Origin of the sequence: Skermanella mucosa, from assembly GCF_016765655.2 — a bacterium.
Taxonomy (GTDB): Bacteria; Pseudomonadota; Alphaproteobacteria; order Azospirillales; family Azospirillaceae; genus Skermanella; species Skermanella mucosa.
The window spans coordinates 5,322,840-5,341,923 of record NZ_CP086106.1 but is presented as its reverse complement, the minus strand read 5'-3'; the positions used below and the strand labels follow the sequence as shown (position 1 = coordinate 5,341,923).

Sequence of the window (19,084 nt, the reverse complement as noted above, 5' to 3'; positions counted from 1 at the left end):
CTGATGGCCCTCCGAGCGTGAATCGTGGGCACAGGTGTAGACCGGTGCGGCGTTGCGTCGCAAGGAGCATTCCTGTCCGGCGTTCCCGATCAGCCCGCCCGGTCCAGCGCCGCGAGCACCGCTCCCTCGGTCAGCAGTTCCGGCAGCGGGATGCCCTCGGGAGCGCCGGGGCCGTAGACCATGTTGAACGGGATGCCGTAGCGGCCGTGCTCGGCCAGATAGGCCGCGATCCGGTCGTCCGGCCGGGTCCAGTCCGCCTGCATCGGCACCACGGCACCGCCGAACAGCCTTCCGGCGACGGGATCCCGCGACAGCACCAGCCGCTTGTTGGCCTGGCAGGTGATGCACCAGCTGGCCGTGACGTCCACGAACACGGTGCGCCCGGCGGCCACCTGCTCCGAGATGGCGGCCCGGTCGAACGGCACCCACTTGGCGTCGGTCGCGGCGGCCGCCTGCGAGGCCGGGCGGTCCAGCGCCAGCGGCATTCCGAAGGCGGCGGCCGCCAGCAGGGCCGCGGCCACGCCGCCGGCGAACCGGATGCGGCCCGGCAGCCGGCGGCGGACCGCCAGGGCCAGGACGACGGCGACCATCAGAGCGCCGACCGCCAGCGCCGCCGCCGGATCGACCTGGGCCGCCAGGACCGACAGCAGCCAGACGCCGGTCAGGGCCAGCGCCCCGCCCAGCACCCGGCGCAGCGCGACCATCCAGCGGCCGGGCCGGGGCAGGCGGGCGGCGAGCCGGGGGAACGCCGCCACCGCCAGGAAGGGCAGGGCCAGGCCGAGACCCAGCGCCAGGAAGACGGCGAAGATCTCCAGCGGCCCGCGGGCCAGGGCGAATCCCACCGCGGTGCCGAGGAACGGGGCCGAGCAGGGGGTCGCCAGCAGGGTGGCGAGCGCGCCGGTCGCGAAATGGCCGCGCAGGGTCGGGGCGTGCCCGCCATGCCCGCCCACCGCCGCGTCGGCGATGGCGCGCGGCAGCGGGATCTCGAACAGGCCCCACAGGTTGGCCGCGAACACCGTGACCAGCACCACCATGAAGACCAGGAACAGCGGCTGCTGGAACTGGATGCCCCAGCCGACCGCCGACCCGGTCAGCTTCAGTGTCACCGCGGCGCCGGCCAGCACCAGGAAGGAGAACAGGGTGCCGGCGGCCGACGCCAGGAAGCCGGCGCGGATCTCGCGCGGCGCGCTTCCGCCGTGGCTGACCACCGACAGCAGCTTCAGCGACAGGACCGGCAGCACGCAGGGCATCAGGTTCAGCAGCAGCCCGCCGACCAGCGCGAAGCCCAGCATGGCGGCTAGGCCGGCGGCGCTGCCGGCCGGCCCGGCGCCGGGCGCCCCGACCGTCGCCGCCCGCTCCATCGCGCGCAGCCCGTCCACCAGGGTCAGGGTCACCGGTATCCCTTCCATGGCCACCGGCTCGCCGGTGACCGGCAGGGTGACGGTGATTCGCCGGTCGCCGTCGGCAAACTCGATCTTCGGGGCGCCGAACGCGGCGGCCGGCCCGGCCTCCACGAACAGGTCCGGATCGACGAAGGGCTCCCGCGCGCTCGCTTCCACCCGCAGCGACTTGTCCGCCGTCCGCACGCTCTCGATCGACAGGCCGGAGGCGGCGCCGTCGCCGGGCACCCGGGAGGCGAAGCGGGCGATCAGGTTGGCGTCGGCGCCCGCCGAGCTTGCCGGCCCCTCCGGGATCGCCAGCATCAGGTCCAGGCGCTGGGGCACGCAGATGTCGCTGCACACCAGCAGGTCGACCGACGCGCGGAGGTCGAGCGGCCGGCCGGGCTCCGCGGGGCGGGCGGCGATGGGGAACACCACCTCGCCGTCGTAGCCGAAGGTCTCGATCCCGAACAGGGTGAAGCGGTGCGGCGCCGGCCAGCGCATCTCCGCTCCGGACAGGTTGGCGCTGCCGTCCCAGGCGAGTTGCGGCGGCAATCCCGCGTCGCCGGGTGAGCGCCAGTAGGTCTTCCAGCCCGGCTTCATCTTCAGGTGCAGCCCGAGCGGAACGCTGTCGAGCGCGCCGGTGCCGTCCACGGCGGCGACCAGCCTTCCCTCGACGGTTTCGGTCGCCTGCCAGGGACCGGAGGCGCCATGGACCGGCGGGATCGAGGCGAGCAGGGCCGCGAGCAGGACGAGCAGTCCGGTGGCGACGCTGGACAGGGTGCTTTTGCTGATCATGGGGCTTGGATTTTGTGTCTCATGGTTCGGCATTATAGGTGGCAAGCGGTCGCAGGTGCTGTCACACTTTCATGAGGCCCCGTTGATCCGGTGAGATCAGCCACCACATTCGGAGCTTGAGGCAGACGGAACGGCACGAATGACTGATGCAACGCGGAAGCCCCAATATCTGACCGGCCAATTGCTGATCGCCATGCCGGCCATGCCGGACCAGCGGTTCCAGCGGTCGGTGATCTATATCTGTGCCCATAACCCGGACGGCGCCATGGGTCTGGTGATAAACAAGCTGTTCGGCTCGATCACCTTCCCGGACCTGCTGGAGCAACTCGGCATAGATACGCCGGGCCACGCGGCCAACATGCGGGTGCATTTCGGGGGACCCGTCGAGTCGGGCCGCGGCTTCGTGCTGCATTCGACCGATTTCGTCCGCGAAGGCACCATGACGGTGGACGACGACGTCGCGCTGACCGCCACGGTGGACATCCTGCGCGCGATCGCTGACGGGCGCGGGCCGAAGAACGCGATGCTGGCGCTGGGCTATGCCGGCTGGGGACCCGGCCAGCTCGACGCCGAGATGCAGGCCAACGGCTGGCTTAACGCGCCGGCCGACGACAGCCTGCTGTACGACCGCGACCTGGATACCAAGTGGGAGCGCGCCATCGCCAAGCTGGGCGTCAGCCTGTCCATGCTGTCGGGCGAAGCCGGCCACGCCTGAGATTTCGACGGAAACGCAGGCCGGCCAAAGCCTTTATATTTTCAGTGCTTCGCCGTCCCGACAAGACACAAGGTCCTTTCGAACCTGCGCTACCACGCCGTTGTCCTATGGATGAAGGCGCTGCGGACGCGCGCCCGGTAACGGGCGTCCCTACCGCGATTCAACTCAGATGAGCAATTGATCGATGTTGCGGGTTTCGGCCGGTGTACTTCGAATCAAATAATATATCTGAGTTTACTTGTGTTCTTCTGTGGCCGAACACCTAAAAAAAACTCTCATCGCGCCAACGCCCCCACAACTTCGTCCACTTCGGCGGTCCACCCCACGATGGCGCCCTGCGCGCGGATCATCTCCAGCGTCGCCTGCTTGAAGGCGGGGAAGTAGCTTTCCGTCGCGTCCTCGACCAGCAGGCATTCGAAGCCGCGGTCGTTGGCCTCGCGCATGGTGGTCTGGACGCAGACTTCAGTGGTGACTCCGGCGAACAGCAGATGGGTGATGCCGCGCTCGGCCAGGATGTCGCCGAGATGCGTGGCGTAGAAGGCGCCCTTGCCGGGCTTGTCGATCACGATCTCGTCCGCCAGCGGGGCGAGGTCGTCCACGATGGCGTTGCCGGGTTCCCCCTTGACCAGGATGCGGCCCATCGGGCCGAAATCGCCGATCCGCAGGTCGGAGGAACCGCGCAGGCGCTTCGCCGGCGGGCAGTCGGACAGGTCCGGCTCGTGCGCCTCGCGGGTGTGGATGATGGTCAGGCCGGCCGCCCGGCAGCCGTCGAGCAGGCGGCGGACATGGGGCACCAGGGCCGCCAGCGGCGCCACGTCGTTGCCCAGGGCCTCGCCGAAACCGCCGGGCTCGATGAAGTCGCGCTGCATGTCGATGATGACAAGCGCGGTTCGGCCGGGCGGAAAGGCGAAGGGGTAGGGCTTGGCGGTCGGTATGTTAAGAATATCGGTCATGGTCAATGCCCCGCCATGTGCTGGCCGATCACGCCTATGTCGGCCTGTCCGGTCGGCGTCTCGTGGACCAGATGGCCGTCGAACATCACGCAGATCCGGTCGGCCAGTTCGAACAGCTCGTCCAGGTCCTCGCTGACCAGCAGCACGGCGGCGCCCCGGTTGCGGGCCTGCATGATCTGCGACCGGATGTCGGCGACGGCGGCGAAGTCCAGGCCGAAGCAGGGGTTGGCGACGATCAGCACCCGCACGTCGCGGGCCAGTTCGCGGGCCAGCACGGCGCGCTGGACGTTGCCGCCGGACAGGGTGCCGATCGCGGCGTCAGGGCCGGGCGTCTTAACCTTGTAGAGCTGGATCAGCTCGCGCGCCGCCCCGCGCATGGCGCCGCCGTTCAGCCACCAGCCGCCGCGGGCATAGGGCGGATCGTCGAAGTTGCGGAACGACATGTTCTCCGCCACGCTCATGCGGGCGACGCAAGCGTTGCGCAGCGGCTCCTCCGGCAGCAGGCACAGGCGGTGGCGCTTCATCTCGGTGCGGGTCGCGGCGTAGCGCTCGCCGCAGACATGGATCTCCCCGGCGGCGGGAGAGCGCTGGCCGGCGAGCACCTCGACCAACTCGCGCTGGCCGTTGCCCGAAACGCCGGCGATGCCGACGATCTCCCCGGCGCGGACCGTCAGGTCCAGGCCCTCGACCGCCGGCAGGCCGCCGTCGCCCAGCGCCTTCAGCCCGGCGATCCGAAGGCGCGGCTCGCCCAGGTCGGTGCCGAGGCGGGCGGCGCCCTTGGGGATCTCCTTGGCGCCGATCATCATCTCCGCCATGTCGGCCGGGGTCAGGTCGGAGACCTTGCCGGTCCCGGCGAAGCGGCCCCGGCGCAGCACCGTCACCTCGTCGGCATAGGCCATGACCTCGCGGAACTTATGGGTGATGGTCAGGACCGTCAGCCGGCCCTCCCGGGTCATCCGGCGCAGCAGGCCCAGCACCTCGTCTGCCTCTCCGGGGGTCAGGACGGAGGTCGGTTCGTCCAGGATCAGGAAGCGGTTCTTCAGGTAGAGCTGCTTCAGGATCTCCAGCTTCTGCTTCTCTCCCGCCGCCAGCGCCGATACCGGCACGTCCAGCGGCACCCGGAACGGCATCCCGGCCATGAAGCCGTCCAGCGCCCTGATCTCCGCCGCCCAGTCCACCACGGCCGGCACATGGGTGCGCGACAGCACCAGGTTCTCCGCCACGGTCATGCCGGGGACCAGGGTGAAATGCTGATAGACCATGCCGACGCCCAGCGCGTGGGCATCGCGCGGGTTGGCGATGGACCGCTCCGTCTCGCCGACGGCGATCTGGCCCTGGTCGGCGTGGTAATAGCCCATGACGCATTTGACCAGCGTGCTCTTGCCGGCGCCGTTCTCGCCCAGCAGCGCGTGGAAGCTGCCGGCGGAGACCCGCAGCGACACGTCGTCCAGGGCTGCGAGCCCGCCGAAGCGCTTGGTCATGCCGACGGCCTCCAGGCCGAGGGCGCCGTTGGGATGGGTGCGCAGGAAGCTCATGGCCCATACCTCATGATAAGACCCCCAGCAGATGGTCGGAGCGGGCGACGGCGCCGAACACGCCGCCCTGCATCTTGACCATGCGGATCGCCGCCTCGTGGTTGCCCCGGTCGGTGGCGCCGCAGCAGTCCTCCAGCAGCAGGCATTCGTAGCCGCGGTCGTTGGCCTCGCGCATCGTGGTGTGGACGCAGACGTCGGTCGTGATTCCGGTCAGCACGATGTTGCGGATGCCGCGCTGGCGCAGCATCAGGTCCAGGTCGGTGGCGCAGAAGCTGCCCTTGCCCGGCTTGTCGATGACCGGCTCGCCGGGTTCGGGGGCAAGCTCCGGGATGATCTCCCAGCCCGGCTCGCCGCGCACCAGGATGCGCCCGCACGGTCCCGGATCGCCGATCCCGGCGCCGATCCGCCGGGAGCGCCAGCGCTTGTTCTCCGGCAGGTCGGCGAGGTCGGGCCGGTGCCCCTCGCGGGTATGGAAGACCGTGAAGCCGCCCCGGCGCATCGCCGCCAGCACCCGGCCGATCGGCCCGATCGGGGCGCGGGTCAGCGACAGGTCGTAGCCCATGGCATCCACATAGCCGCCCTTGCCGCAGAAATCGGTCTGCATGTCGATCACGATCAGCGCCGTGTTGGCCGGCCGCAGGTCGCCGTCGTAGGGCCAGGGATAGGGATCGGAGTCGATGTGCGTCATTTGGTGATACTCAGTTCGCCCGGGGCGCCGGCCAGGGTGCGGGTCGGCGAGCAGGTCGCGATCATGATGACCAGGGTCAGCAGGTAGGGGGCCGCGTTGAACAGGTAGTATCCCTGCGTCACCCCGACCGACTGGAGGGCGGGGCCGAGCGCGCCGGCGCCGCCGAACAGCAGGGCAGCGCCCAGGCAGCGGATCGGGTGCCAGCGGGCGAAGATGACCAGCGCCACGGCCATCAGCCCCTGGCCGCTGGACAGGCCCTCGTTCCAGCTTCCGGGATAGTAGAGCGACAGGAACGACCCGCCGATCCCGGCGAGGAAGCCGCCGGCCATGGTCGCCGCCGCCCGGACCAGATCGACCGGGTAGCCCATGGCCCGCGCGGCGTCGGCGCTGTCGCCGACCGTCCTGACGATCAGTCCCCAGCGGGTGTTGGTCAGCACCCACAGCAGGAAGGGCGCCAGCACCAGCCCCAGTATGAACAGCACGTTGATCTGGAGGGCCGAGCGGACCTGCGGCAGGTCGCTCCACCAGCCCAGGTCGATCGCCGGCAGGATCGGCGCCTGCGGCTGGATGAAGGGCTTGCCCAGGAAGAAGGCCAGCCCCGTGCCCAGCAGCATCAGGGCGATGCCGACCGCGATGTCGTTGACCCGCGGCAGGCTGCATATGGCGGCGTGGAGCAGGCCGAACAGGGCGCCGGCCAGACCCGCCACCAGCACGCCCGCCCAGGGCGAGCCGGTCATGTACGAGACGGCGTAGGCGCTCATGGCGCCCATCACCAGCGTGCCCTCCAGCCCCAGGTTGATGCGCCCGCTCTTCTCCGTCAGCAACTCGCCCAGGCTTACGAACAGGAAAGGGGTGCTGACCCGGATGGCGCCCGCCAACACCGCCAGGGCCACGCCCCACCAGCCGAGATCTTCCATGGCGTCACCCCCTCGGCTGGAAGATGCGGAACCGGCCGTAGAGCGTGTCGCTGGCCAGGATCATGACGAAGGCGATGCCCTGGAGCACCAGGATGGTGGCGTCGGGCAGGTCCAGCCGGCGCTGGAGCAGCCCGCCGCTGGCGGCGATGCCGCCGAACATCAGGGCCACCGGGATCACCGCCAGCGGGTTCTGCCGGGCGATGAAGGCGATCAGGATGCCGGTATAGCCGTAGCCCGCGACCAGCGAGGCGTTGGCGCTGCCATGGACCGCCGCCACCTCGACCATGCCGGCCAGCCCGGCGGCGGCCCCGGCCAGGAAGCAGGTGACCAGGGTCAGCTTCGCTACCGACAGCCCGGCCATGCGGGCGGCCCGGACATTGCCGCCGACCATCCGCGCGCCGAAGCCGAAGGTGGTCCGCTGCATCAGCACATAGGCCGCGACGCAGGCGATCAGGCCGAACGCCAGCCCCCAGTGGACGTCCAGGCCGGGCATCGACCCGATCATGAAGGATTCCCCCAGCGGCGGCGTGGACGGCTTGTTGAGGCTGGCCGGATCGCGCAAGGGTCCTTCGACCATGTGGTTCATCAGGGCGATCGCGATATAGGCCAGCAGCAGGCTGGAAATCGTCTCGTTGACGCCGCGGAACTGGCGGAGCGCGCCGGCCAGCGCGATCCAGGCGCCGCCCGCCGCCATGCCGGCCAGCGCCATGACGCCCAGCAGCAGCCACGGCGGCGCTCCCGCCATCGCCATCCCGGCGGCGGCCGAGCACAGCCCGCCGATCACCAGCGCCCCCTCGCCGCCGATGATGACGAGGCCGAGCCGCGCCGGCAGGGCCACGCACAGGGCGGTCAGAAGCAGCGGCGCCGTCCGCTGGAGCGTGTTCTGCCAGGAGAACCAGGTGCCGAAGGCGCCCCGGTACATCAGCTCGAAGGTCTCGAACGGATCGGCCCCGGCCAGCGCCACGAAGATCCCGAAGACGACCGCCGTGGCGAGCAGGGCCCCGACCGGGATCAGGACCGCTTCGGCGGCGCTGCGGATCGCATCCAGGGGGAGGTTGCCGAAGGGCGGCGCGGCGGCGCCCGGCAGCCGGGCGGTCTGGTTGACCATCGTCCCGGCCCTCCTCAGGAGGTCGAGCCGACGACGCCCTCGGCCAGCCAGTCCATCCCTTCGAGCCAAAGGTCGGTCTGGCCGTAGGTCTTGCCGGCGGGGATGACCTCCGCCCCGGTGTTGCTGCGGATCGGGCCGGCGAAGATCGGGAAGTCGCCGGCCATCATCTTCGCCTTGATCACCTCGCCGGCGGCCCTGGACTCGGGGCTGACCGCCGGTCCGTAGGCGGAGGTCTTGATGAAGCCCTCCTTCAGGCCGCCGCGGACGAACTGCCCCGGCTTCTCGCCCGCCTGGGCCTTGGTCACGAAGTCCTTGTAGACGGTGATCCAGTTCCACTCCGCCCCGGTCAGATAGCCCTTGGGGGCCAGCGGCGCCTGGTTGGCATGGTAGCCGCAGGTATAGGCGCCGCGCCGCTCGGCGGTCTCGACCACGACCTTGGGGCTGTCCACGTGGCAGGTGACGACATCGACGCCGGCGTTCACCAGCCCGTTGGTCGCCTCCGCCTCCTTGACCGGCATCGACCAGTCGCCGGTGAAGATCACCTGGGTGGTGATGGCCGGGTCGACCGAGCGGGCGCCGAGGGTGAAGGCGTTGATGTTGCGCAGGACCTGCGGGATCGGCTTGGCCGCGACGAAGCCCAGCTTCTTGGACTTGGTCGCATGGCCGGCGGCGACGCCGTTGAGGTACTGGCCCTCGTCGATATAGCCGAAATAGCTGCCGGTGTTGGCAGGGTGGGTGCCGGCCTTGAACATGCCGCCGCAGTGGCGGAACTCCACCTCGGGATATTTCTGCGCCACCTTCAGCATGTGCGGGTCGAAATAGCCGAACGAGGTCGGGAAGACCAGTTCGGCGCCGTCCAGGTTGATCATGCTTTCCATGGTCTTCTGGACGTCGAGGGTCTCGGCGACCTTCTCCTCCTCCACGACCTTGATGCCGCTCAGGGAGCGGAGCGCCGCGGCGGCTTCGGCATGGGCCTGGTTATAGCCGAAGTCGTCGCGCGGGCCGACATAGATGAAGCCGACCATCAGCTTCTTGGCGGCGAGGGCCCGTGAGAGCGGCGAGAAGCCCGAGAGCGCGGTTCCCGCAGCGGCGCCCGCGAGGGCGCCCAGAGCCGTGCGACGTGAAATGCCCTGATTCACCGTCATCAGAACCCTCCATCCAGGAATTTTCATTCGTTTGATGGCCGGTATCGTGCAAGCTTTATACCAAGGGTCATAAGCCGCTTGGCGGCGGGATTCCGGCGGAAGCGTCAGTCAAGGGCTGCATAAGCGTTGGGCGGACGAGGCCTTTGCAGCGCAAAATTTAAGCACGTTTTCGGATGTTTGATTTCTAGGTGAGGTAATATATTGATTTTGCTGAGGAAAGTTTCTGGCGTGCTGTATGCATGATCGCATACGCAATGCAAGGAAGGGAATTGAGATGAGCGGGGAAGACGTGATCGGAAGCTTGGATCTGGCAACTCTCGGCGACCGGTACGCCGACGGCACCCTGTCGGTCGCAACCGTCGTGGAGGGCGTCCTGGGGCGGATCGAGGCGGCGGGCGACGATCATGTGTGGATTTCCCGCTGCGACCCGGCCGACCTGCGGCGGCGCGCCCGGGAGCTGGACGGCTTGGGCCGCGACGAGGCCGCCGCGCTGCCGCTCTTCGGCATTCCCTTCGCGGTCAAGGACAATATCGACGTGGCGGGGATGCCGACCACGGCGGCCTGCCCCGATTTCGCCTACCGGCCGAAGGCGACGGCGCCCGTGGTGAGCCGGCTGCTGGAGGCGGGGGCCGTGCTGGTCGGCAAGACCAACCTGGACCAGTTCGCGACCGGCCTGGTCGGCGTCCGCTCGCCCTACGGCGTCCCGCGCAACCCGTTCGATCCCCGCTATATCCCGGGCGGGTCCAGTTCCGGCTCGGCGGTGGCGGTCTCGTCCGGGCTGGTCGGCTTCGCGCTGGGAACCGACACGGCGGGGTCGGGCAGGGTGCCGGCGGCCTTCAACAACATCGTGGGATTGAAGCCGACGCGCGGCGCCCTCAGCACGTCGGGCGTCGTGCCGGCCTGCCGCTCGCTCGACTGCGTGTCCATCTTCGCCCTGACATCGGCCGACGCGGCGGCCGTGTTCGACGTCGCCCGCGGGTTCGATGCCGGCGATCCCTATTCGCGCACCGTGCAGGACGCGGCGCTGCCCGAGCGCTTCCGCTTCGGGGTGCCGCGCGCCGAGGACCTGCATTTCTTCGGCGACGAAGCGGCGGCGCAGCTCTTCGCCGACGCCGTCGAGCGCCTGTCGGGCCTGGGCGGGCAGGCGGTCACGATCGACTTCACCCCGTTCCGGGAGACCGCCGAGCTGCTCTACAGCGGTCCCTGGGTCGCCGAGCGGATGGCCGCGATCGAAACGTTCCTGCGCGACCGGCCGGAGAGCGTGCATCCCGTCACCCGGCGCATCATCCAGTCCGCGGATGGGTACAGCGCGGTCGATGCCTTCCGGGCGATGTACCGGTTGGAGGAACTGCGCAGGACGGCGGACCATGCGTGGCGGGAGATCGACGTGCTGCTGGTGCCGACGGCGGGAACCATCTACACCGTGGACCAGCTGGAGGCCGACCCGGTGGCGCTCAACACCAACCTGGGCGCCTACACCAACTTCACCAACCTGCTGGACCTCTCCGCCGTCGCGGTGCCGAACGGCTTCGGCCCGCTCGGCCTGCCGCTCGGCGTCACGCTGATCGCGCCCGCCGGACGCGACCGGGCGTTGGCGGCGCTGGGCAGCCGCTGGCAGCGCGCCACCGGGCTGACCCTGGGCGCCACCGGCACCGCCCTGCCGGACCGGCCGGCCGAGGCTCCCGCGCGGGACGGAACGCTGGTGGCGGTGGTCGGCGGGCATATGGAAGGCATGCCGCTGAACGGCGAGCTGGTGGCGCTGGGCGCCCGCAAGGTCGCGGCGGTCAGGACCGAGCCCCTCTATCGCCTGTTCGCCCTGTCCGGGATGGCCCCGGCGCGGCCCGGCCTGCTGCGTGTCGGGCCGGAGGACGGGCATGCGATCGAGGCCGAACTGTGGGCGGTGCCGGATGCCGGTCTAGCCCGCTTCATGGCCGGGATCGGGGCGCCGCTCGGCATCGGCACGGTGCTGGTGGACGGCATCGGGCCAGTCAAGGGCTTCCTGTGCGAAGCATTCGCCACCCGCGGGGCGGAGGATATCTCGCATCTTGGCGGCTGGCGGGCCTATGTCGCCGGACGGGCTTGAGCGACGCTAAATCCGTGCCGCGCAACATTCCGGACTTGCGCAACGGCGTCCGGTGCCGCAACACGGAGCCTCCGCCCGATGTTGCCAATTGACCTGCGGCACCAGGATCGGGGATTGACGCCGCAACAGCCTGTCGAGAGTGTGATGACGCCCAACGAAATCGCCAGGGTCCAGGATTATCTCCGCCGGACTTTCGGGAACGACCGGATCACCATCGTCCCTCCGCCCAAGCGCGGCGCGCCGATCGAAATGCTGATCGGCGACGAGTTCATCGGTGTGGTCCACAGGGACGAGGACGAGGGCGAGGTGTCCTACGACCTGCACATCACCATCCTGTCCGAGGACCTGCCCCCGGCCAGCGCCGTCCCCGCCGGCGGCAAGGGCAAGCCGACCCGTTAGGGCGCCTGGCGCCGGGTGGCCGCCACCGCCCTGGCCGCCCGGCCTTCCTCCGCGAGATAATCCTCGAACGCGTGCTCGACCGTCGCCAGATGGGCGCGCATCGCCCGGAAGGCCGCGTCCCCGTCGCCGCGCACGATCGCCGTGACGATCTGGTCGTGCTCGGCGAAGGAGCGGGCCATCCGGCCCAGGTTACGGAACTGGGCGCGCGAGAACGGCGACAGCCGCCGGCGCAGCGCGACGGTGGTTTCGGCCAGGAATCCGTTGTGGCTGCCCTGGTAGATCATGTCGTGGAAGCGGATGTTGGCGAGGTGATACTCGTCCGGATCGCCGCGCCGGACCAGGTCGCCGACCTCCCGGTGGACCGACTCGAGCGCGCGCCGCTCGGCGCCGCTCATCTTCTCCGCCGCCAGCCTGCTGCACGCGGCCTCCAGCTCCGCCAGCCCCTCGAACAGTTCCGACAGGCCGCCGTCGGTCATCGGCGTGACGACGGCGCCCTTGTGGGCGCGCAGGACGATCAGGCCGGTGGCGGACAGCTGCTTCAGCGCCTCGCGGACCGGCGTGCGGGACACGCCGAAGCGGTCGGCCAGCTCCTGCTCGTCCAGGCGGACGCCGGGGAAAATCCGCCCGGACATGATGTCGTCGGCGACCGCCTCGCGGATCTCGTCCGCCCGCGTCCGCCTCAGCTCCATTCTCTGGTCACTCACGCCCGGTCACCCGATCCCCTGTTCGGCCAGCATCGCCTTCGGCCAGCACAACATTTATGCAGAACCCTCCGCTTCGACCAACGATTCCGGACCCTTTGCCATTGGCATGCCGGTTGCGTCGGGAACGGCCACGACCTTAGCAAAAGGGGAGGACCATGCCCGATAATACTTTCGATGCCGGGAGCCATGTGGATCATATGGCCGCGGCGCTGGGATTGGCGATCGACCCGGATCACCGGCCCGGCGTCGTCGCGAACATGGCCCGCACCGCCGAGATAGCCCGGCTGGTCACGGAGTTCCCGCTGCCCGACGCGGTCGAGCCAGCGCCCGCCTTCCGGCCTGGGGAGGAGTCCCGATGATCGACCATGCCAGCGGCGCGCTGGAGATCGCCTCCGCGGTGAAGGGCGGAACGGTCAGCGCGGTCGAGGTCGCGCGCGCCGCCCTGTTCCGGATCGAGGCGCTGGACGCCCATCTCGGCGCCTTCACCGCGGTCACCGCGGAACGCGCCCTCGACGAGGCCGCCTCCGTCGATGCGCGAGTCCGGGCGGGAGGCGATCCGGGCCCGCTCGCCGGGGTCCCGTTCGCGGTCAAGAACCTGTTCGACATCAAGGGGCTGCCGACCCTGGCGGGCTCGAAGATCAATGCCGGCCATCCGCCGGCCGGGGCGGACGCCGAACTGATCCGGCGCCTGAACGACGCCGGGGCCGTGCTGGTCGGCGCCCTCAACATGGGCGAGTACGCCTACGACTTCACGGGGGAGAACAGCCATTACGGCCCGTCGCGCAATCCGCACGACCCGGCGCGCATGTCCGGCGGCTCGTCGGGCGGGTCGGGAACGGCGGTCGCGGCCGGGTTCGTGCCGCTGGCGCTGGGGTCCGACACCAACGGGTCGATCCGGGTGCCGTCCTCGTTCTGCGGGCTGTTCGGGCTTAAGCCGACCTTCGGCCGGCTGAGCCGCGAGGGGACCTTCCCGTTCTGCTCCAGCCTCGACCATCTGGGGCCGCTGGGACGCTCCGCAGCCGACCTCGCGGCGGCCTACGACGCGATGCAGGAACCGCAAACCGCCACGCCGGTGTCGCCGGTGCTGGGACAGGGGGCGGACGGGCTCCGGATCGCGGTCGCCGGCGACTACTTCGCCCGAGGCGCCGATCCGGCGGCGTTCGAGGCGGTGGCGACGGTCGCGGAGGCCCTGGGCGCCGGGGAAAGGGTCGTGGTGCCCGAGGCGGCGCGGGCGCGGGCGGCGGCCTATGTCATCACCACCGCCGAGGGCGGCAACCTGCACCTGGAGCGGCTCCGGAACCGGGCGGCGGACTTCGATCCGGCGACCCGCGACCGGCTGCTGGCCGGCGCCATGGTGCCGGCGTCGTGGTACCTCCAGGCGCAGCGCTTCCGCCGCTGGTATCATGACCGCGTGATGGAGTTGTTCTCCCGCGTCGACGTGATCCTGGCCCCCGCCACCCCCTGCACGGCCCCGCCGATCGGCCAGCAGACCATGGTTCTGGACGGGGTGGAGATGCTGGTCCGGCCGAACATCGGCATCTTCACGCAGCCGCTGTCGCTGATCGGCCTGCCGGTCGTGGCGGTTCCGGTGCCGCGGCCCGGCGGCCTGCCGATCGGGGTCCAGGTGGTGGCCGCGCCGGGACGGGAGGATCTGGCTTTCCGGGTCGCGGCCGAGCTGGAAGCCAGGGGTATTTGCAAGGCGCCGGTGGCGCGCGGCGAGACGAGCTGGGAGAGATGAAGGCCATGGACATCAACGACCCCGGGACCCTGGCGGAGGTCACCGCCGCGTTCGAGCGGTACGAGACCGCGCTGGTGACCAACGACGTCGCCGTGCTGGACGAGCTGTTCTGGGACAGCCCCCGCACCCTGCGCTACGGCGTCGGGGAGAACCTGTACGGCTACGACGCCATAGCGGCGTTCCGCGCCGCCCGCCCGTCGGCCGGGTTGGCGCGCGAGCTGTTCAACACGGTGATCACGACCTACGGGCGCGATTTCGCGACGGCAAACACCGAGTTCCGCCGCGAGGGCAACCCGCGCACCGGGCGCCAGAGCCAGACCTGGATGCGCACGCCCGGGGGCTGGCGGGTGGTCGCCGCCCATGTCAGTCTGATCGGGGGGTAGCCTTCCCGCACGATGATCCTGGTGAGCCGGGATGTCGGGTCAATGCAGGTCGTCGTCGGGATCCACCACTTCGAGCGAGACGACGGCGGCATTGATCAGCACCTTGCCGGCATGCTCGAAATTTACCGTGACCCGGTTGCCGATGGAGGACTGAATCTGGCCCAGGCCCCAGTCGGGCTGGGCGGGGTGGCGCACCAGGGCGCCGGGAACCATGGTCGGATCGCTCATGTCCGGTCCTGTGCCGTATCGGGTGTCGAAAAGGATCTCTTCCAGCCGTAACCATTTCGTACCATGATATACTCAACGGGCGACGTCAGGAATCGCTCCAGCCTTCGATGGGATGAGATGAAGACCAACCTGGATATCCGCGTGGTCGAGCTGCTGTGCTCCCGCCTGTGCCATGAACTGGTGAGCCCCGTCGGCGCCATCAACAACGGCGTCGAGCTGATCGAGGAGATGGGGGCCGACATGGCCGACGAGGCCATCGGCCTGATCGCGCACAGCGCCGACCAGGCATCCCGCCGGCTCCGGCTTCTGCGTCTCGCCTATGGCGCCGCGGGCGAGACCTCCGGAATGGCCGATGTCGTCCAGGCGGCCGAGGGCTATTTCGCCGGAACCAAGTACAAGCTGGAGTGGCAGCCGGGACGCCTGGGGCAGGGGGCGCCGCTGCCGCTGGGAACCGGCAAGGTGCTTCTCAACCTCGTCATCCTGGGTGAGGAGGCGCTGGCCCATGGCGGCCGGATCGGCGTGGAGCCCGGTCCCGGCGGCGAGCCTGTCGTGATCGCCGCCGGCCGCGCCGCCGGGCTGCGGGCGGAGACCCTGCAGGCGCTGTCGGGGCATGCCGACATCGAGTCCCTGACCCCGCGTACGGTCCATGCATACGCCACCGGACGCTTCGCCGAACATTACGGCATGCGCGTCTCCGGTGAGCTGGAAGGACCCGATCGATTCATCCTGAGGTTGAATATCTGACGAGAAAAGTCGGATAAAACCACTCCGCTTCGCGGGGTTCCCCGGCGGGTTTCCCTTGTTTCTAGAATAGGTGTCTATTGCTACGCGCCATAAGTGGTAGCGATGGCTTGCTTTGTCTATATCTCTTGAATTAGAACTTTTTCGTAAACTCGAAAGTAAGGTACTCTTAATCAGTGTTTGGCAGGCTTGACAGGTCCCGGAGTGAACGCCTGCCGGCGTGGCGTCGTGCATTCTTGGGCCCGAATGGCAAAGCGGCAAGCCCAAAAACGGCGTGGGAAATATCGTCATGGATGATCTGCTCAGCGAATTTCTGACCGAGACGTCCGAGAACCTCTCGGTTCTCGACGTCGAGCTGGTCCGGCTCGAGCAAAACCCGAACAACCCCGAACTGCTCAGCAACATTTTCCGGCTGGTCCATACGATCAAGGGGACCTGCGGCTTCCTCGGCCTTCCCCGCCTGGAGCACGTCGCCCACGCTTCGGAAAACGTTCTCGGCAAGTTCCGCGACGGCGAGCTGTCGGTATCGCCCCAGGCGGTCTCCGCGATCCTCGAATCGCTCGACACCATCAAGCTCATCCTGTCGGTCCTGGAAGCGACCGAGGCCGAGCCGCCGGGTGACGACAGCGACCTGATCGCGCGCCTCAACGCGATCGCCGAAGGCCGCGACGTCCCCGCAGCCGCCGCGGCACCCGCCGCGCCGCCGCCGCCCGTCCCGGAGCCCGTCGCCGCTGCTCCCGCGGCCCCCGAACCCCCGCCGCCGCCGGCCGTTCCCGCGGCAGTCGCGGCGCCCGCGCCCGCTGCGCCGACTCCCCAGGTCCCCGTCGCCCCGGCCCGCGCGCCGGAGCCGGAAGTCCCGGCCGCCGCCGCGAAGGAGCTGGTCGTCCACGAGTCCGCCCCGGTGGCCGCCCCGGCCCCCGCCGCCCACGCGCCGACCGGCGCCGGCTTCACCGCCGACGAGACGCGCGACGCCGGCAACAAGGAATCCGCGGTCGCGGCCCAGACCATCCGGGTCAACGTGGACCTGCTGGAAAACCTGATGACCATGGTCTCGGAACTGGTGCTGACCCGCAACCAGCTCCTCCAGATCCTGCGCAGCCAGAAGGACAGCGAGTTCGCCGCCCCGCTCCAGCGGCTCAACCACGTGACGTCCGAGCTGCAGGAAGGCGTCATGAAGACGCGCATGCAGCCGATCGGCAACGCCTGGGCCAAGCTGCCCCGCCTGGTGCGCGACCTGGCCCATGAACTGGGCAAGAAGATCGACCTGCAGATGCTGGGCGCCGACACCGAGCTGGACCGCCAGGTGCTGGAGCTGATCAAGGACCCGCTGACCCACATGGTGCGCAACTCCGCCGACCACGGGCTGGAGACGCCGGTCGAGCGGCTGCGCGCCGGCAAGAGCGAGACCGGCCGCGTCACGCTGAACGCCTACCATGAGGGCGGCCACATCATCATCGAGATCACGGACGACGGCCGCGGCCTCAACATCGACCGGATCAAGCAGAAGGCCATCCAGAACGGGCTGGCGACCGAGGCCGAGCTGGCCGCCATGTCGGACAGCCAGATCCAGGCCTTCATCATGAAGCCGGGCTTCTCGACCGCCCAGAAGGTCACCAGCGTCTCCGGCCGCGGCGTCGGCATGGACGTGGTCAAGACCAACATCGAGAAGATCGGCGGCACGATCGAGATGAAGTCGACCTACGGCCGCGGGTCCTCCTTCATCATCAAGATCCCGCTGACCCTGGCGATCGTCTCGGCCCTGATCGTCGAGTGCGCGACCGAGCGCTTCGCGATCCCGCAGATCAGCGTGGTCGAGTTGGTCCGCGCCGCCGCCGACAGCGAGCACACGATCGAGCGGATCAACGGCACGCCGGTCCTGCGCCTGCGCAACCGCCTGCTGCCGCTGGTCTCGCTGCAGCGCCTGCTGCGGCTGGACGGCCCGGCCCACGACGACACCGAGACCTTCATCGTCGTGACGCAGGTCGGCACCTACACCTTCGGCATCATCGTCGACCGGGTGTTCGACACCGAGGAAATCGTCGTCAAGCCGGTCGCCCCGATCCTGCGCCACATCGAGATGTTCTCGGGCAACACGATCCTGGGCGACGGCAGCGTGATCATGATCCTGGACCCCAACGGCATCGCCGCCGCCTCGTCCGGCGAGATGGCGGTGGGCGACGCCGCCGCGACCGACACCGCGGTGGCCCACGCCACCCGCCAGGACGACAAGATCGCCCTGCTGCTGTTCCGCGCCGGCGGCGTCAGCCCCAAGGCGGTTCCGCTCTCGCTGGTCGCCCGACTGGAAGACGTCGACCTCAGCGCCGTGGAGCTCAGCAACGGCATGCCGGTGGTCCAGTACCGCGGCAAGCTGATGCCGCTGGTGCCGATCGACAGCGGCTGGGAGATGAAGCGCGAAGGCCGCCAGCCGGTCCTGGTGTTCGCCGACGGCGACCGCTCCATGGGCTTGATCGTGGACGAGATCGTCGACATCGTCGAGGACCGCCTGCAGGTCGAGCTGGCCGCCGACCGGCCGGGCATGATGGGCAGCGCGATCATCGCGGGAAAGGCGACCGACCTGATCGACGCCGGCTTCTTCCTGACCCAGGCCTACAAGGACTGGTTCGGCTCCTCGGCCCGGGACGCCTACGAGGAGGAGAAGGCCCACAAGGTGCTTCTGGTCGACGACAGCCCGTTCTTCCGCAACCTGCTGACCCCGCTGCTGACGGTGGCGGGATATCAGGTGACCACGGTGGAGAGCGCCGACGAGGCCCTGAACCTGTGCGAGGCGGGCGAGAACTTCGACGTGATCGTCAGCGACATCGAGATGCCCGGCATGAGCGGGTTCGAGTTCGCCCAGGCGATCCGCAGGGATACCCGCTGGAACACGACCCCTCTGGTGGCGCTCAGCAGCCACGCGTCGCCGCGCGACCTGGACCGCGGCCGTCAGGCCGGCTTCACCGACTATGTGGCGAAGTTCGACCGTGACGCCCTGCTGTTCACCCTGTCGCAGACCCTTTCCGAGACCAAAGGTGCCGCATGAGTGCCAACCTGCCGGCCAAGAAGACCAAGTACGACGACTTCTCGGTCAATGCGAACGAAGACTTCGTGACCATGATGATCGCGGACCAGCTGTTCGGGATCCCCGTGCTCCAGGTCCAGGACGTTCTCGGACACCAGCGCATCACCCGCATCCCGCTGGCTCCGCCCGAAGTCGCGGGTTCCCTGAACCTGCGCGGACGGATCGTCACGGCGATCGACGTCCGGCTGCGCCTCGGCCTGCCGGCCCGGCCCAAGGAAAAGCCGGGCATGAGCATCGTCGTCGACCTGCGCGGCGAGCTGTACAGCCTGATGGTGGACGGCGTCGGCGAGGTGCTGAGCCTGTCGTCCGACGATTTCGAACGCAACCCGTCGACGCTCGATGTCCGCTGGCGTGAACTGTCCACCGGCATCTATCGCCTGAACGGGACGCTGCTGGTGGTACTGGACGTGTCCCGGCTGCTGAACTTCGCCAATCTGGAGGCGGTGTAGGCGGCCCGGACCGGGCGGCGGACGGTTCGCCGATCCGCCCGT

General features: G+C 69.4%; 18 protein-coding genes. 9 read left to right on the top strand and 9 right to left on the bottom strand.

The window, feature by feature from the left end; all coding sequences use genetic code 11:
- Positions 1 to 89 precede the first annotated feature (89 nt).
- Entirely contained in the window at positions 90 to 2,177 is a 2,088-nt protein-coding gene (locus JL100_RS24755; RefSeq protein WP_202680545.1) for a protein-disulfide reductase DsbD family protein, read from the bottom strand.
- A gap of 139 nt (positions 2,178 to 2,316) precedes the next feature.
- Here JL100_RS24755 and JL100_RS24750 point away from each other — a divergent pair, with 139 nt between their 5' ends.
- The gene (locus JL100_RS24750) at positions 2,317 to 2,892 is read left to right on the top strand and encodes a YqgE/AlgH family protein (RefSeq protein WP_202680544.1); all 576 of its coding nucleotides are present in this window, start codon (positions 2,317 to 2,319) and stop codon (positions 2,890 to 2,892) included.
- Positions 2,893 to 3,167: 275 nt separating this feature from the next.
- On the opposite strand, the gene JL100_RS24745 is transcribed toward JL100_RS24750, so the two are convergent.
- From JL100_RS24745 to JL100_RS24720, 6 genes are read right to left on the bottom strand one after another with little or no spacing between them, the layout of a single operon-like run.
- Entirely contained in the window at positions 3,168 to 3,845 is a 678-nt protein-coding gene (locus JL100_RS24745) for a cysteine hydrolase family protein (RefSeq protein WP_202680543.1), read from the bottom strand.
- A gap of 2 nt (positions 3,846 to 3,847) precedes the next feature.
- Positions 3,848 to 5,380: an ABC transporter ATP-binding protein gene (locus JL100_RS24740; protein WP_202680542.1), complete on the bottom strand. Its 1,533-nt coding sequence runs from the start codon at positions 5,378 to 5,380 to the stop codon at positions 3,848 to 3,850.
- A 10-nt stretch (positions 5,381 to 5,390) separates the two neighbouring features.
- Positions 5,391 to 6,068, bottom strand: a complete 678-nt coding sequence (biuH, locus tag JL100_RS24735; RefSeq protein ID WP_202680541.1) for a biuret amidohydrolase — start codon at positions 6,066 to 6,068, stop codon at positions 5,391 to 5,393.
- A complete protein-coding gene (locus JL100_RS24730; RefSeq protein ID WP_202680540.1) occupies positions 6,065 to 6,985 on the bottom strand; it encodes an ABC transporter permease in 921 nt (306 codons plus the stop codon). The genes biuH and JL100_RS24730 overlap by 4 nt, the downstream gene beginning before the upstream one ends.
- Before the next feature lie 4 nt (positions 6,986 to 6,989).
- Positions 6,990 to 8,093, bottom strand: a complete 1,104-nt coding sequence (locus JL100_RS24725; RefSeq protein ID WP_202680539.1) for an ABC transporter permease — start codon at positions 8,091 to 8,093, stop codon at positions 6,990 to 6,992.
- Between the two features lie 14 nt (positions 8,094 to 8,107).
- Entirely contained in the window at positions 8,108 to 9,238 is a 1,131-nt protein-coding gene (locus tag JL100_RS24720) for a BMP family ABC transporter substrate-binding protein (protein ID WP_202680538.1), read from the bottom strand.
- Positions 9,239 to 9,512: 274 nt separating this feature from the next.
- On the opposite strand from JL100_RS24720, the gene atzF reads away from it, so the two are divergent.
- Both atzF and JL100_RS24710 read left to right on the top strand, forming a co-directional pair.
- Positions 9,513 to 11,321, top strand: a complete 1,809-nt coding sequence (atzF, locus tag JL100_RS24715; RefSeq protein ID WP_202680537.1) for an allophanate hydrolase — start codon at positions 9,513 to 9,515, stop codon at positions 11,319 to 11,321.
- A 144-nt stretch (positions 11,322 to 11,465) separates the two neighbouring features.
- Positions 11,466 to 11,720, top strand: coding sequence for a DUF3126 family protein (locus JL100_RS24710; RefSeq protein WP_201074386.1), 255 nt, complete (start codon positions 11,466 to 11,468; stop codon positions 11,718 to 11,720).
- On the opposite strand, the gene JL100_RS24705 is transcribed toward JL100_RS24710, so the two are convergent.
- Positions 11,717 to 12,424: a GntR family transcriptional regulator gene (locus tag JL100_RS24705; protein ID WP_202680536.1), complete on the bottom strand. Its 708-nt coding sequence runs from the start codon at positions 12,422 to 12,424 to the stop codon at positions 11,717 to 11,719. The genes JL100_RS24710 and JL100_RS24705 overlap by 4 nt on opposite strands.
- Before the next feature lie 155 nt (positions 12,425 to 12,579).
- On the opposite strand from JL100_RS24705, the gene JL100_RS24700 reads away from it, so the two are divergent.
- Genes JL100_RS24700 through hpxZ form a run of 3 tightly spaced genes read left to right on the top strand, consistent with a single transcriptional unit; the run spans position 12,580 to position 14,545 of the window.
- Positions 12,580 to 12,783 (top strand): DUF4089 domain-containing protein, encoded by a 204-nt coding sequence (locus tag JL100_RS24700; protein ID WP_202680535.1) that lies wholly within the window; start codon positions 12,580 to 12,582, stop codon positions 12,781 to 12,783.
- Positions 12,780 to 14,162 (top strand): AtzE family amidohydrolase, encoded by a 1,383-nt coding sequence (locus tag JL100_RS24695; protein ID WP_202680534.1) that lies wholly within the window; start codon positions 12,780 to 12,782, stop codon positions 14,160 to 14,162. The genes JL100_RS24700 and JL100_RS24695 overlap by 4 nt, the downstream gene beginning before the upstream one ends.
- A 5-nt stretch (positions 14,163 to 14,167) precedes the next feature.
- A complete protein-coding gene (gene hpxZ / locus JL100_RS24690; RefSeq protein WP_202680533.1) occupies positions 14,168 to 14,545 on the top strand; it encodes an oxalurate catabolism protein HpxZ in 378 nt (125 codons plus the stop codon).
- Positions 14,546 to 14,584: 39 nt separating this feature from the next.
- On the opposite strand, the gene JL100_RS24685 is transcribed toward hpxZ, so the two are convergent.
- The gene (locus JL100_RS24685) at positions 14,585 to 14,773 is read right to left on the bottom strand and encodes a DUF3553 domain-containing protein (protein ID WP_158047188.1); all 189 of its coding nucleotides are present in this window, start codon (positions 14,771 to 14,773) and stop codon (positions 14,585 to 14,587) included.
- A 117-nt stretch (positions 14,774 to 14,890) separates the two neighbouring features.
- On the opposite strand from JL100_RS24685, the gene JL100_RS24680 reads away from it, so the two are divergent.
- The 3 genes from JL100_RS24680 (at position 14,891) to JL100_RS24670 (ending at position 19,042) form a co-directional block, all read left to right on the top strand.
- On the top strand, positions 14,891 to 15,517 hold the full coding sequence (locus JL100_RS24680; RefSeq protein ID WP_202680532.1) for a histidine phosphotransferase family protein: 627 nt from the start codon (positions 14,891 to 14,893) through the stop codon (positions 15,515 to 15,517).
- A 286-nt stretch (positions 15,518 to 15,803) separates the two neighbouring features.
- A complete protein-coding gene (locus JL100_RS24675) occupies positions 15,804 to 18,554 on the top strand; it encodes a hybrid sensor histidine kinase/response regulator (RefSeq protein ID WP_202680531.1) in 2,751 nt (916 codons plus the stop codon).
- Positions 18,551 to 19,042: a chemotaxis protein CheW gene (locus JL100_RS24670; RefSeq protein WP_158047185.1), complete on the top strand. Its 492-nt coding sequence runs from the start codon at positions 18,551 to 18,553 to the stop codon at positions 19,040 to 19,042. The genes JL100_RS24675 and JL100_RS24670 overlap by 4 nt, the downstream gene beginning before the upstream one ends.
- The last annotated feature ends 42 nt before the right edge of the window (positions 19,043 to 19,084 follow it).

Excerpts from the sequence above, each read along its gene's own strand:
- JL100_RS24755 (WP_202680545.1), bottom strand. The coding sequence starts at position 2,177 with ATGATCAGCAAAAGCACCCTGTCCAGCGTCGCCACCGGACTGCTCGTC.
- JL100_RS24750 (WP_202680544.1), top strand. The coding sequence starts at position 2,317 with ATGACTGATGCAACGCGGAAGCCCCAATATCTGACCGGCCAATTGCTG.
- JL100_RS24745 (WP_202680543.1), bottom strand. The coding sequence starts at position 3,845 with ATGACCGATATTCTTAACATACCGACCGCCAAGCCCTACCCCTTCGCC.
- JL100_RS24740 (WP_202680542.1), bottom strand. The coding sequence starts at position 5,380 with ATGAGCTTCCTGCGCACCCATCCCAACGGCGCCCTCGGCCTGGAGGCC.
- biuH (WP_202680541.1), bottom strand. The coding sequence starts at position 6,068 with ATGACGCACATCGACTCCGATCCCTATCCCTGGCCCTACGACGGCGAC.
- JL100_RS24730 (WP_202680540.1), bottom strand. The coding sequence starts at position 6,985 with ATGGAAGATCTCGGCTGGTGGGGCGTGGCCCTGGCGGTGTTGGCGGGC.
- JL100_RS24725 (WP_202680539.1), bottom strand. The coding sequence starts at position 8,093 with ATGGTCAACCAGACCGCCCGGCTGCCGGGCGCCGCCGCGCCGCCCTTC.
- JL100_RS24720 (WP_202680538.1), bottom strand. The coding sequence starts at position 9,238 with ATGACGGTGAATCAGGGCATTTCACGTCGCACGGCTCTGGGCGCCCTC.
- atzF (WP_202680537.1), top strand. The coding sequence starts at position 9,513 with ATGAGCGGGGAAGACGTGATCGGAAGCTTGGATCTGGCAACTCTCGGC.
- JL100_RS24710 (WP_201074386.1), top strand. The coding sequence starts at position 11,466 with ATGACGCCCAACGAAATCGCCAGGGTCCAGGATTATCTCCGCCGGACT.
- JL100_RS24700 (WP_202680535.1), top strand. The coding sequence starts at position 12,580 with ATGCCCGATAATACTTTCGATGCCGGGAGCCATGTGGATCATATGGCC.
- JL100_RS24695 (WP_202680534.1), top strand. The coding sequence starts at position 12,780 with ATGATCGACCATGCCAGCGGCGCGCTGGAGATCGCCTCCGCGGTGAAG.
- hpxZ (WP_202680533.1), top strand. The coding sequence starts at position 14,168 with ATGGACATCAACGACCCCGGGACCCTGGCGGAGGTCACCGCCGCGTTC.
- JL100_RS24685 (WP_158047188.1), bottom strand. The coding sequence starts at position 14,773 with ATGAGCGATCCGACCATGGTTCCCGGCGCCCTGGTGCGCCACCCCGCC.
- JL100_RS24680 (WP_202680532.1), top strand. The coding sequence starts at position 14,891 with ATGAAGACCAACCTGGATATCCGCGTGGTCGAGCTGCTGTGCTCCCGC.
- JL100_RS24675 (WP_202680531.1), top strand. The coding sequence starts at position 15,804 with ATGGATGATCTGCTCAGCGAATTTCTGACCGAGACGTCCGAGAACCTC.
- JL100_RS24670 (WP_158047185.1), top strand. The coding sequence starts at position 18,551 with ATGAGTGCCAACCTGCCGGCCAAGAAGACCAAGTACGACGACTTCTCG.